Source organism: Telluria sp. AC161 (assembly GCF_979258535.1).
Window position 1 is genome coordinate 911,199 of record NZ_OZ409861.1, and the last position, 12,713, is coordinate 923,911.

Below are 12,713 nucleotides of genomic sequence, written 5' to 3' on the forward strand. Positions count from 1 at the left end.
GCCGCCAGGTGCTGACGGCGCGAAGCAGGGCAGGCCTGCAGTCCGGCGGGCAGGCCCCGCAGGGCGGGCTGGTACCGTGAACCGGTTGCAATTATAGCCGGGATCGAAATAGAAATGCAGGTTCATGCCCGGCAGTCGGTACAATGTGCCCCTTATTCAATCAACGCACCTTTTCCCCCCGCGCCAAAAATTTTCGGCGCGACGAAACGCATACCGATCATGGCTGTCATCTCCATTAGTTCCGCTCAACTTGCTTTCGGCCACGTGCCGCTGCTCGACCACGCTGATTTTTCCCTCGAGACCGGCGAACGCGTCGGCCTCATCGGCCGCAACGGCACCGGCAAATCCTCGCTCCTGAAAGTCATCTCGGGCCGCTCGCGCCTGGACGATGGCTTGCTGGTGATGCAGCAGGGTGTCACCATCGCCTATGTCGAGCAGGAACCGGTGTTTGACCTGAGCATGACGGTGTTTGCCGTGGTTGCCGGCGGCATGGGCGACCAGCAGGCGATGCTGACGGAATACGAAGAACTGACCGGCAAGTTCGGCCAGGGCGACGACGACGCGCTGATGGAGCGCATGCATGTGATCCAGACCAAGCTCGACGCAAACGATGGCTGGAATCTGGCGCACAAGGTCGAGACCACGCTCGATCGCCTGAACCTGTCGGGCGACGCGTTGATGGGCACGCTATCTGGCGGTATGCAAAAGCGCGTGGCCCTGGCCGTGGCGCTGGTGTCGGCGCCGGACGTGCTGCTGCTGGATGAGCCGACCAACCACCTGGACTTCACGTCGATCAAGTGGCTCGAGAGCCTGCTGCGCGAATTCCGCGGCTCGGTCCTGTTCATCACCCACGATCGTAGTTTCCTAGACAACGTTGCCACCCGCATCATTGAACTCGACCGCGGCCGTCTGCTGTCGTTCCCGGGCAACTTCACGACCTATCAGGCGCGCAAGCAAGAATTGCTGGCCAATGAAGAAGTCGAAAACGCCAAGTTCGACAAGTTCCTGGCGCAAGAAGAAGTGTGGATCCGCAAGGGTGTGCAGGCACGCCGCACCCGCGACGAAGGCCGCGTGCGCCGCCTGGAAGCGTTGCGCTCACAGCGCGCGGTGCGCCGCGATCAGCAGGGCCAGATCAAGCTGGACGTCGCCACGGGCGAACGCTCGGGCAAGATCGTTGCCGATCTCGAGAACATCTCGAAGATGTATGGCGACAAGGTCATCGTCGACAACTTCACCGGCACCCTGATGCGTGGCGACAAGGTCGGTCTGATCGGACCGAACGGCGCCGGCAAGACGACGCTGCTCAAGATCATCCTGGGCGAAGAAACGGCCGACAGCGGCAAGGTCCGTCTGGGCACCAAGCTCAACGTCGCGTACTTCGACCAGATGCGCACCCAGCTCAATGAAGAAGCCAGCCTGGCCGACACCATTGCACCGGGCAGCGACTGGGTCGAAATCAATGGCCAGCGCCGCCACGTGATGACGTACCTGAACGACTTCCTGTTCTCGCCGGAACGCGCGCGTTCGCCGGTCAAGTCGCTCTCTGGTGGCGAGCGCAACCGCCTGCTGCTGGCGCGCCTGTTCGCCAAGCCGGCCAACTGCCTCGTGCTCGATGAGCCGACCAACGATCTGGACATCGACACGCTCGAGCTGCTCGAAGAACTGCTCGAGGAATACACGGGCACCGTGTTCCTGGTCAGCCACGACCGCACCTTCCTCGACAACGTCGTCACGCAGGTGATCGTGGCCGAAGGCGCCGGCAAGTGGCGCGAATTTGTCGGTGGTTATACCGACTGGGAACGCGTCAAGGCCGCAACGCCGGTGGTCCAGGCGCCGGTCAAGACCAGCGCACCGAAAGCGGACGAGGCGGCGGCCCCCGCTGCCAAGAAGGTCAAGCTGAGCTACAAGGAGCAGCGCGAGCTGGAAGAGTTGCCGAAGCTGATCGCGACGCTGGAAGATGAACAGTCGGCCATCACGGCGCAGCTCAACGGCCCGGACTTCTACAAGCAGAACCCGGCCGACGCCAAGCGCATCAATGCGCGCTTTGCCGAAATCGAAGACTTGCTGCTCGACGCACTCGAGCGCTGGGAAACGATCGAAGCGCGCTCGCGCGGCGTGTAATCCAACAGGGGCGGGCAATGGCCGGGCGGAGCGACTTTTCATGATCGACAACAACGAATCGCGCGCCGCCCGGCCAGCCGGCCCCGGTCCCGGGTCTGCGGCCCCGGCGGCCGACGAACCTTTCCTCACCCGCGCCGCCTGGGCGCGCATCCTGCCATTCGGCACCTATATCCTGTTCATGGTGGTTGGCGACCTGCTCGAGCGCATGGGCATGAGCCGCGCCGACCTGCGCTGGCTGTATCCGGTACAGGCCGGCGCCGTGCTGGCGCTGCTGGCCGTGTTCTGGCGCCAGTACGACGAGCTGCACCGGTTCGGCTTGCGCCTCTCGCACACGCTCGTTGCCATGGTCGTTGGCATCATCGTGCTGGTGTTGTGGGTCAATCTGACGCTGCCCTGGATGCTGCTGGGCAGCTCGCCCGGCTACGATCCCCGCACGCATGGCGAGATCGACTGGCTGATGGTGACGCTGCGGATCGCCGGCGCGGCGCTGGTCGTGCCCGTCATGGAAGAATTGTTCTGGCGCTCATTCCTGATGCGCTGGGTCGAACACGCCAACTTCAGACTCGTTGATCCGGCGCGTATCGGCTTCAAGGCGTTCGTGATCCCATGCGTGCTGTTCGGCTTTGAACACACGCTGTGGCTGGCCGGTATTGTGGCTGGCGTGGCCTATGGCGTGTTGTATATGAGGCACCGCAACCTGTGGTCGCCCATCCTGGCCCACGCTGTCACGAATGGGTTGCTGGGCGTCTGGGTCGTCTACACAGGGGGCTGGCAATTCTGGTGATTCCTCCGGTAGTACGACCCGTGGAAGACGACGACCATGCCAGTCCCTTCAGCGTTGCATCGCCTTTCCCCGGTCGCGCTGTGCGCCGGTGCCCTCTGGTGCGTTCCTGCAGGCGCGGCGCCCACGCCGTCAACTGAAGGGATACAACTGCTTGCCGGTATCGGCTGGGCCCACGACGACAATCTCCTGCGCCAGGCCGACGGAGCACCCGCGTTCGGCGACGGGCGCAGCGACAGCTACCGCACATTCGAAGCGGGTGTGGCGCTCGACAAACATATCAGCCGCCAGCGCATTGCCGCCACGGCCAGCGTGTCGAAGACCGCGTTCGATCGTTTCAGGCAGCTCGACTACACTGGCCACGACCTGCAAGCGACGTGGTTCTGGCACCTCGGCACGCAGTTCGACGGCCGTATCGAGGCGCTCGATATCCGGACACTCGCGCCGTACACCGACTTCAACAGCGACCAGCGCAACCTGCGCCAGCAGCGGCGCCAGGCATTCGATGCCGGCTGGCAGCTGCACCCGAGCTGGAAGCTGCGCGCAGGCGCCGAGCGCGACAAGGCAAGCTACGACCTGGCGATCCAGCGCTTCAACAACCGCACTGAAAAAGCATTCGAGACCGAACTGCTGTACCAGCCCAGGGGCGGCAGTGCGCTGGGCCTGGTCGCACGCCGCGTCAAGGGCAGTTATCCGTATCGGCGCCCAGCTGTCGCTACGATGCTGACGGACGATTTCACGCAGGACGAACTCAAGCTGCGTGTGAACTGGCTCGCTACCGGCTCGACCACGGTGCAGGGCCTGGCCGGCTACGTGCGGCGCGAGCAGCCATCGTATGGCGAAGGCGTCACGAGCGGCGTTAACGGCCGCATCAATGCGTTCTACACACCGCGCGGGCAGGTCAGCTATCAAGCGGGCGTGTGGCGCGAGTTCGCGCCCATCGAAAGCCCGTTCGTCAGTTACACGCTGAACAAGGGTGTCAGCATTGGCGTCAATTGGGCGGCCAGCGCCAGGCTGGCGCTCGAGGCCAGCGCGACCTACGAGCGGCGCAGCTACACGGGGCGGGGCGACTTTGCCGGCGCCGATGCGCTGCGTGACGCGATCCGTTCGGCCAGCGTGCGCGCCGTGTGGCAGGCCCGGCCCGGGGTGAAGGTCGTTGCCACAGTGGTCCATCAGGCGCGTACCGCTTCCGGGCTCGGCATTGGCAAGTTCGATGCAAACGTGGTGCAGGTCAGCGCCAATGTGTTGTTCTGATGGCGATTCTGTTGACGTGAGGTCGATGGTTTTTTTGCGAGAAAACGCGCATTGGTTGCGCTGGCGCTAGCGCAGTCAGGCCGGCGGCTTTTTGGTGGAACCGATGGGTTGCTGACGCATCGAATGGCATGTTGGGCGTGTGTTTGCCGCCCCGTTGCAACGATCACCGATGCTGGAGGAATCATGAAGCGTATCGTCATATGGATCGCGGGCCTGGCGTTGATGCTGGGTATGGGTATGGGTATGAGCGCAGCCGGCGCGGCCGAAGTGCTGCTGGGGCCGGGGGACGTGGTCAAGCTGTCGGTGTATGGCAGTCCCGACCTGTCGATCGAGACCCGGGTCAGTGAAAGCGGCCATCTCACGTTTCCGTGGCTGGGGCAGGTGGCTGTCGGCGGCATGCCGGTGGCGGTGGCCGAGAAAACCATCGCAAGCCTGCTCGAAAAGGGCGGCTACCTCAAGCAGGCCCAGGTCAATATGCTGGTGACGACCCTGGCGAGCCAGCAGATTTCGGTGCTTGGCCATGTGAACCGGCCCGGGCGCTATCCGGTGGACGGGCGCCGCCGTGTGCTCGACATGCTGGCGCTGGCCGGTGGCATCCACAGCGATGGTGGCGACATGATCAGCCTGGTGCGCACGCGCGATGGCAAGACCCTGCGCGAGACCATCGATGTGGTCGACATGGTGCGTACGGGCGAGCTCGACAGGGATGTGGAAGTGGCCGGCGGCGACATCATCTTTGTCGAACGGGCGCCGCGGGCGTATATCACCGGCGAAGTCAGTCGTCCGGGACCATTCCGGCTCGAGCGCGGCATGACGGTTCAGCAAGCCTTGTCGGCTGGCGGCGGCTTGAGTCCGCGCGGCAGCAGCAATGGCATCCGCATCACGCGCAAGGCAGTTGGCGGTCAGCCGGTTTCGCTCGATGCCCGTGCCAGCGACATCGTCCAGGTCGATGACGTGATTGTCGTGCGCGAAAGCTGGTTCTAGACGGCCATTGCCTTCGCCTCTACTGTTACGTTGCCACCAGCCCAACAGGGCCAGCGTGGCGACACACTTCTTGCATGGATGGCATCATTTCCTTGAAAAACATTGATCAAGGATAGAGGCATGCAAGGGTGGTGGACACAAAGCTGGGAGACGATTCAACACGAATTTTCCGATCTGGGCGATGCCGAAGATGTGACGATCATCGTCGTGCGTCTGCTGGTGGCGGCGGTGCTGGGTGGTTTGCTTGGGTATGAGCGCGAAACCAAGGGGGCGTCGGCCGGCCTGCGCACGCACATGCTGGTCTCGGTTGGCTCGGCGTTGTTCGTCCTGATTCCTTTGCAGGCCGGGATGACGATCCAGGACTTGTCGCGCGTGTTGCAAGGGGTTACGGCTGGAATTGGTTTCCTTGGTGCCGGCGCGATTCTCAAGCAGCGCGATCAGAACGACATCAAGGGGCTGACCACTGCCGCCAGTGTCTGGATGACGGCGGCCATCGGCGTTTCCGCCGGCATGGGGCGTGAAGGCACGGCAGTGCTGAGTGCGCTATTTGGACTGGTCATCCTCGCGTTCGTTCGCTCGCCCAGCAAGCGCAACGCTGACTGACAGTGGGGCGGCAGCGTACGCCAGTAGGCCAGGTGTACGTGCCAGCGCTGAGGCTCCACGACGCCTCCAGTGCATCGGCGCCCATGACAACTGCTTGAATCACGCCATGCGCTGACCCGCTGTTGCACCGGCTATCTTGTTGTTGTTTGCCAACTTCTTGCTGCGGCAATGGCAAGCGCAATCTTGATTGTATTCTTCCGCATGACATCGGCGGGACCCACGCGGCATTCTCAAGCCCGGTCAACACCGCCCGACGTTGCACGATCCTGGCAGGCTGGTCTTCCTCGACTACGCATCTCGAATCGTGCGTAGCTACCGACACAGATGAATGTATTATCGGAAAAATTGTGCCTTTACCAAGTGCTTGAGCGCGAGGGTGCGGCGTTCATCGCCCCTACACCGGAGGTACGCTGCGATCCACGGACGCCGGGCGGCGGATGGCAATCGGTTGACGAGGCAGAATTCTGCATGAAGGAAGCGCAATGAACGGAACAAACATGGTGAGGCTGGTGAACCGCTTGCGCTGCATGTCGGTGGCCGAGATGGGATACCGGGTCCAGCAGGCTACTGCGATCCGCCTGGGGCGGAGCATGGCGGGCCGCACGCAGCTGGCGCTGGCGCGCTCGGCGCCCCCGGCCATGCCGACCCTGAACCTGGGCGTGCGCGGTGCGCCCGAGCTCGATCAGGGCGAGGTCGATGCGTTGCTGCTGGACGCCGAGCGCATCTGTGCAGGCCACGTCGTGCTGTTTGCCGACGGCCGCTTCGACGTGGGCGTGCCAACCGCATGGAACCGCGATCCCGACACCGGCGTGACCGCACCGGCCGTGTACCGGGGCGACCTCGCCATCAACGACCGCGAGTTGGTGGGCGACATCAAGCATGTCTGGGAGCTGAATCGCCACCTGCACCTCGTGCGGCTGGCACAGGCCTGGACACTCACGCGCGATACGCGCTGGATGGATGCGCTCGAGCAAAACCTGCGCAGCTGGCTCGAGCAGTGTCCGCCACTGACCGGCCCCAACTGGACCAGTTCGCGCGAGCTGGGCATCCGGCTGATCAACTGGAGTCTGATCTGGCAATTGATCGGTGGTGACCGCAGCGCGCTGTTCGAGGGCGACGCCGGTCAGCGCCTGCGCGCCGACTGGCTCGGCAGCATCCACGCCCATTGCCGTACGATCGCGCGCCATCTGTCGCGCCATTCGTCGGCCAACAATCACCTGATCGGCGAACTGGCCGGCCTGTACATGGGCGCCGTCACCTGGCCGTGCTGGAAAGAGTCGCGCGATTGGCAGGCGCTGGCGCAGAACGAGCTGGAAGTGGAGGCCCAGGCGCAATTCTCGCGCGATGGTGTCAACCGCGAGCAGGCCTTTGGCTACCACTTGTTCGTCTGTGAATTTTTGTTCGTGGCCGGCTTGCTGGCCCAGACCGGCGGCCACACCCTGCGACCGTTTTCGCGCGCGTACTGGGGCAGCCTGCAGCGCGCGCTGCGCTTTTTACGCTCGGTACGCGATGTCGGTGGCAATGTGCCTGCCGTGGGCGACGCCGACGATGGTTGCGTGTTCCGTCTGGACGCCTCGGGCATGGACCGCGCCGCGCAGTTGCTGGCGCTGGGCGACACCGTCTTCGGCGGCCATGCCGACAGCCACCCGGGCGTGCGCTGGTTGCTGCACACGCTGCCGGGCGGGCGGCCCGATTGCGATCCGCACGAGGTCGATACGGGCTGGGCCTTTCCCGATGGCGGCTACCTGCTGTTCGGCAATCGCTTTGGCGAAGCCGACGAAATCAAGGGCCTGCTCGACTGCGGCCCACTGGGCTACCTGGGCGTGGCAGCCCATGGCCACGCCGATGCGCTGGCGCTGGCCCTGTCAATCGCGGGTGAGCCGTGCCTGGTCGATCCCGGTACCTATTCATACGGGCAGGACGACAAATGGCGCGATTACTTCCGCGGCACGTCCAGCCACAACACGGTGCGCATCGACGGCGTGGACCAGTCGGTCTCGGGCGGACGTTTCATGTGGCTGCGCAAGGCTGCGGCCAGCATCGAGCGCATGCCGGCGTCGCCCCACGAATTCGATTTCCGCGGTTCCCACGACGGCTATGCGCGCTTGCCCGATCCAGTTCGCCATGTACGCAGTGTCCGCTTCGAGAGCGTCAGCAACACGCTGACCGTGCGCGACGAGGTGTCCGGCAAGAAGCCGCACAAGGTCGAATTGTTCTGGCACTTCGCGCCCGGGCTGGACGTGCGCCTGACCAGCAACGGCCTGGCCGTACGGGGCCGCCGCTTCGTGCTGCAGATGCAGGCCAGCGGCGAGGACCTGCACCTCGAACTGGTGCGCGGCGCCGAAAATCCGCCGCTCGGATGGTATTCGGCCACATACCAGTCCAAGGTGCCGTGCGACGTCTTGCGGATATCGACCGTGTCGTCCGCCGTGCCGGTGGAGTGCAAGTTTTCCATCACGTTCATCGACGAAAAGTAGCGCATTGCCCGTAGCAAAGGCACCCCGCGCATGCGGCGTGTCGCTGCCAAACTCCGGGAGCAGGGCGCATGTCGAATCTCATGTTGCAGTGCAATCTTGAGCATGGGAACGAGTATTGCTTCGTGCACACGCGTGCGTGCGCACGGAATCGATCAATGCATTGTAAAATAGATAAGCTTTAGCTGCGGGACATCCCGAACCGCGTTGCAGCGCCGCTTGTACAGTGTCCAGCCTCACCCGGTGACCTCGATCCGTACTGCGGCGCCTTGCCGCGCAAGTGGCAGGCAGGCATGAATTCTCGTTGGGTACACACGAAGATATCGTGCGCGGGTCGAGCAGATGTATTCTAGGCATGGTGCGCCGCAACCGCGGCAACCGGCTGTCGCGCCGGCCCCGTTGTTCGAAGCACAATGATTGCCACGTTCCGGGAACGCGCGCACCAGCAGCGAACAGACGTGAATAGCAGTAAATAGCATCAAGCACTGGCTGGAAGCATCACGGCTATTGCACACAATCGATCACAAAAAGTGAAGGCAGAGAGCAAACACATGAAGATTCTCGTTACTGGCGGCATCGGTTACATCGGTTCGCACACGGTCGTTGAACTGCAAAGCGCAGGCTACGACGTGGTGGTGCTCGACAACCTGTCCAATGCCCAATTGTCGGTACGCGACCGCGTGCAGCGCATCAGCGGCAAACCATTCGCCTTTGTCGAAGCCGACATCCGCGATCGCGCGGCGATGGAAGCAGCGTTCGCCGAGCACAAGCCGGAAGCGGTCATTCACTTCGCCGGCCTGAAGGCGGTGGGGGAGTCGGTCGCCGAGCCGCTGCGCTACTACGACAACAATGTCTCGGGCAGCGTCGTGCTGTTCGAAACGATGGCCAAATTCGGTTGCAAGTCGCTCGTGTTCTCGTCGTCGGCCACCGTGTATGGCGACCCGGCTTCGGTGCCGATCCGTGAAGACTTCCCACTCTCGGCCACAAACCCGTACGGCCGCAGCAAGCTGATGATCGAAGAGATCCTGCAAGACCTGGCCAAGGCCCAGCCCGACTGGCGCATTGCGCTGCTGCGCTACTTCAATCCGGTGGGCGCCCACGAGAGCGGCCTGATCGGCGAAGAGCCAAGCGGCATTCCCAACAACCTGGTGCCTTACATCGCCCAGGTTGCCAATGGCCAGCGCGAGAAACTGTCGGTCTTCGGCGGCGATTACAACACGCCCGACGGCACCGGCCAGCGCGATTACATCCACGTCGTCGACCTGGCCATCGGCCACGTCAAGACATTGGACCGCCTGGCCAAGGGCCCGGGCATCGTCGCGTACAACCTCGGAACGGGGCGCGGTAACAGCGTCCTGGAAATGATTCGTGCGTTCGAAGCGGCCAGTGGCCGCACGGTCGCCTACCAGATCGTCGACCGCCGCCCAGGTGACGTGGCGAAATGCTACGCCGACCCGGCCAAGGCACGCGACGAACTCGGCTGGACCGCCGAACGCGATGTCGCTCAAATGTGCGCCGATGTATGGCGCTACCAAACCACTGCCAAATAATTCAAAGGAACATCGAATGAAAGCCATGATTCTCGCCGCAGGCAAAGGGACGCGCGTGCGTCCACTCACCTACGATCTGCCAAAACCGATGATCCCGCTGCTGGGCCGGCCCGTGATGGCTTACCTGGTTGACCACCTCCGCAAAAACGGAATCTCCGAGATCATGGTCAACGTCAGCTGGCTGCATGAGAAAATCGAAGAGTACTTCGGCGAAGGCGAGCAGTTCGGCGTCCAGATCGGTTACTCGTTCGAGGGTTACACGAAAGACGACGGCGAAGTCGTGCCGATGCCGATCGGCTCGGCCGGCGGCATGAAGAAGATCCAGGAATTCGGCGGCTTCTTCGACGACACCACGGTCGTGCTGTGCGGCGACGCACTGATCGACCTCGACCTGAAGGCGGCCCTGATGGAACACCGTCGCAAGGGCGCGATGGCCACGGTCATCACCAAGGAAGTGCCCTGGGACAAAGTCTCGTCGTACGGCGTGGTCGTGACCGATGAAGAAGGCCGTATCCAGGAATTCCAGGAAAAGCCAGCCGAAGCGGACGCCAAGTCCAACTTCATTTCGACCGGTATCTATATCTTCGAACCGGAAGTCATCGACCTGATCCCGTCGGGCGTCTCGTTCGACATCGGCTCGGACCTGTTCCCGCTGCTGGCCGAGCGCGGCCTGCCGTTCTACGCACAGGGCCGGCCGTTCAACTGGCTCGACATCGGCACCATGAGCGACTACTGGGAAGTGCTGCAGACCGTGCTGACCGGCGAAGTGAACCACATGCACGTGCCGGGCATTCAGATCAAGCCGGGCCTGTGGGTCGGCCTGAACACCAGCATCGACTGGGAAGGTACGACGATCGAAGGGCCGGTATACATCGGTTCGGGTTGCAAAATCGAAGCCGGTACGCGCATCGTGGGCCCGACCTGGATCGGCCACGGCAGCCACATTTGCGAAGGCGCCGAAGTCGTTCGCAGCGTCTTGTTTGAATACACACGGGTGTTGCATGATGTAACATTGAATGAAATGATTGTATTCAAGGAATACAGTGTCGACCGAAATGGCGAGATGAAGCACACTTCCGAGTATTCTTCCGAAGAGTGGCTCAATGCACGCGATCGCCGCACCTCGCGTCGCAAGGACACCCCGGACACCAACGAGTCAAAGAAAGAGAAAGTCAGCGCATGAAGATCTATCCAGTCATCCTTTCCGGCGGCGCCGGGACCCGCCTGTGGCCCCTGTCGCGTGCCGTTCTGCCAAAGCAGTTGCTGCCACTGGTTGCCGACAAAACCATGCTGCAGGACACTGCCTTGCGCGTGACGAACTGGCCTGGATTGATGGCGCCGCTGGTTGTCTGCGGCAATGATCACCGTTTCATGGTGGCAGAGCAGTTGCGCGAAGTAGGCATCACGCCGCTGGGCATCCTGCTCGAGCCAGTCGGCCGCAATACGGCGCCAGCCGTGGCCGCGGCTGCGCACCATCTGCAACAGATCGATCCGGAAGCCGTCATGCTGGTGTTGCCGGCCGATCACGTCATCGAGAACGTTGCTGCCTTCCGTGAAGCGGTCGAGCGCGCGACGCGCCTGGTCGCTGCCGGCAAGCTGGCCACGTTCGGCATCGTGCCAAAGACGCCGGAAACCGGCTACGGCTACATCCGCCGTGGTGAGCCGGTCGCCGAGTGCAGCGATTGCTACAACGTGGCGCGCTTCGTCGAAAAGCCGGATGCCGCCACCGCCGAAGGCTTCGTTGCCGAAGGCACGTATTACTGGAACAGCGGCATGTTCATGTTCGGCGCCGCGCGCTACCTGCAGGAACTGCAGGAGCACGCGCCAGCCATCGCTGCTGCCGCCGACCAGGCCATGCACGCCGCCTACCGCGACCTCGATTTCTGCCGTCTCGACGAAACCGCCTTCTCGGCATGCCCGTCCGATTCGATCGACTACGCGGTCATGGAGTACACGCGTGACGCGGCAGTCGTGCCGGCCGACATCGGCTGGAATGACGTCGGTTCGTGGTCGGCCCTGTGGGAAACCCAGCCGAAAGATACCAACGGCAATGCCCAGCGCGGCGACGTCTATCTGGATGGCGTGAAGAATTCGCTGGTGCGCGCCGAAAGCCGCATCGTGGCGGTCGTTGGCCTCGAAGACATCGTCGTAGTGGAAACGCAGGATGCCGTGCTGGTCACGAGCAAGAGCCAGGTGCAGCGCGTCAAGCAGGTGGTCGAACACCTGAAGTCGAAAGAGCGCACCGAGCACTTGCACCACACCAAGGTGTATCGTCCATGGGGCCACTACGAAGGCATCGATGCGGGCGACCGTTTCCAGGTCAAGCGCATCACGGTCAAGCCGGGCGAGAAGCTGTCGCTGCAGATGCACCACCACCGCGCCGAGCATTGGGTCGTGGTGTCGGGCACGGCGCGCGTGACGTGCGGCGATACGGTCAGCCTGCTGTCCGAGAACGAATCGACGTACATCCCGATCGGCATGAACCACCGTCTGGAAAACCCGGGCAAACTGCCACTGCACATCATCGAAGTGCAATCCGGCAGCTACCTGGGTGAAGACGATATCGTCCGCTTCGAAGATATCTACAAGCGCGCCTGATTCTCTAGGCCGCACTACGCTGATACCCGGACGGTCGGTTTGACCGATCGGGTATCGGCGGCAGTGGCGCCACGCGCTGCTGGGTTACCAAAGCCTGTATCACCTGTCCAACCCCGGCCAGGCCCACGCTTTTTCCACACCGACGAATGTTGCCTGCCGTGCCCTGGCGGCAATCCGCTCGTCCGTTAGCGGTCGTCCTCAGACACTAATTCCCGATTGTGTTGTATGCATGCTGAAGATTAGTTCCTTCGGACTAATGCGGCGTCATCATGTTGTCAATTTGCGCATTTACTATGATTTTTGTTAATGAATGCCGCAAGCATGTCTTGCACGACAACCAACAGGGAA

Annotated in this window: 9 protein-coding genes; all 9 read left to right on the forward strand. The window is 62.8% G+C overall.

What is annotated here, in order from left to right:
• Positions 1 to 219: 219 nt before the first annotated feature.
• The 9 genes from ACZ0AJ_RS04115 (at position 220) to ACZ0AJ_RS04155 (ending at position 12,365) form a co-directional block, all read left to right on the forward strand.
• Entirely contained in the window at positions 220 to 2,121 is a 1,902-nt protein-coding gene (locus ACZ0AJ_RS04115; RefSeq protein ID WP_499452849.1) for an ATP-binding cassette domain-containing protein, read from the forward strand.
• Between the two features lie 40 nt (positions 2,122 to 2,161).
• Complete coding sequence (locus ACZ0AJ_RS04120) at positions 2,162 to 2,905, forward strand: CAAX prenyl protease-related protein (RefSeq protein ID WP_499452850.1); 744 nt, start codon at positions 2,162 to 2,164, stop codon at positions 2,903 to 2,905.
• 36 nt (positions 2,906 to 2,941) lie between these two features.
• Complete coding sequence (epsL, locus tag ACZ0AJ_RS04125; RefSeq protein ID WP_499452851.1) at positions 2,942 to 4,156, forward strand: XrtB/PEP-CTERM-associated polysaccharide biosynthesis outer membrane protein EpsL; 1,215 nt, start codon at positions 2,942 to 2,944, stop codon at positions 4,154 to 4,156.
• Between the two features lie 183 nt (positions 4,157 to 4,339).
• Positions 4,340 to 5,140 (forward strand): polysaccharide export protein EpsE, encoded by an 801-nt coding sequence (gene epsE / locus ACZ0AJ_RS04130; protein ID WP_499452852.1) that lies wholly within the window; start codon positions 4,340 to 4,342, stop codon positions 5,138 to 5,140.
• A gap of 120 nt (positions 5,141 to 5,260) precedes the next feature.
• Entirely contained in the window at positions 5,261 to 5,743 is a 483-nt protein-coding gene (locus tag ACZ0AJ_RS04135) for an MgtC/SapB family protein (RefSeq protein WP_499452853.1), read from the forward strand.
• Between the two features lie 482 nt (positions 5,744 to 6,225).
• Positions 6,226 to 8,220: a heparinase II/III family protein gene (locus ACZ0AJ_RS04140; protein WP_499452854.1), complete on the forward strand. Its 1,995-nt coding sequence runs from the start codon at positions 6,226 to 6,228 to the stop codon at positions 8,218 to 8,220.
• A gap of 548 nt (positions 8,221 to 8,768) precedes the next feature.
• Positions 8,769 to 9,767 (forward strand): UDP-glucose 4-epimerase GalE, encoded by a 999-nt coding sequence (gene galE, locus ACZ0AJ_RS04145; protein ID WP_499452855.1) that lies wholly within the window; start codon positions 8,769 to 8,771, stop codon positions 9,765 to 9,767.
• 16 nt (positions 9,768 to 9,783) lie between these two features.
• Entirely contained in the window at positions 9,784 to 10,950 is a 1,167-nt protein-coding gene (locus ACZ0AJ_RS04150) for a nucleotidyltransferase family protein (protein ID WP_183550210.1), read from the forward strand.
• Positions 10,947 to 12,365 (forward strand): mannose-1-phosphate guanylyltransferase/mannose-6-phosphate isomerase, encoded by a 1,419-nt coding sequence (locus ACZ0AJ_RS04155; protein WP_499452856.1) that lies wholly within the window; start codon positions 10,947 to 10,949, stop codon positions 12,363 to 12,365. Before ACZ0AJ_RS04150 ends, ACZ0AJ_RS04155 begins: the two co-directional genes overlap by 4 nt.
• The last annotated feature ends 348 nt before the right edge of the window (positions 12,366 to 12,713 follow it).

Bases quoted from the DNA above. Each gene is read 5' to 3' on its own strand.
- epsE (WP_499452852.1), top strand. From the start codon at position 4,340: ATGAAGCGTATCGTCATATGGATCGCGGGCCTGGCGTTGATGCTGGGT.
- ACZ0AJ_RS04150 (WP_183550210.1), top strand. From the start codon at position 9,784: ATGAAAGCCATGATTCTCGCCGCAGGCAAAGGGACGCGCGTGCGTCCA.
- ACZ0AJ_RS04135 (WP_499452853.1), top strand. From the start codon at position 5,261: ATGCAAGGGTGGTGGACACAAAGCTGGGAGACGATTCAACACGAATTT.
- ACZ0AJ_RS04140 (WP_499452854.1), top strand. From the start codon at position 6,226: ATGAACGGAACAAACATGGTGAGGCTGGTGAACCGCTTGCGCTGCATG.
- ACZ0AJ_RS04115 (WP_499452849.1), top strand. From the start codon at position 220: ATGGCTGTCATCTCCATTAGTTCCGCTCAACTTGCTTTCGGCCACGTG.
- ACZ0AJ_RS04120 (WP_499452850.1), top strand. From the start codon at position 2,162: ATGATCGACAACAACGAATCGCGCGCCGCCCGGCCAGCCGGCCCCGGT.
- ACZ0AJ_RS04155 (WP_499452856.1), top strand. From the start codon at position 10,947: ATGAAGATCTATCCAGTCATCCTTTCCGGCGGCGCCGGGACCCGCCTG.
- epsL (WP_499452851.1), top strand. From the start codon at position 2,942: ATGCCAGTCCCTTCAGCGTTGCATCGCCTTTCCCCGGTCGCGCTGTGC.
- galE (WP_499452855.1), top strand. From the start codon at position 8,769: ATGAAGATTCTCGTTACTGGCGGCATCGGTTACATCGGTTCGCACACG.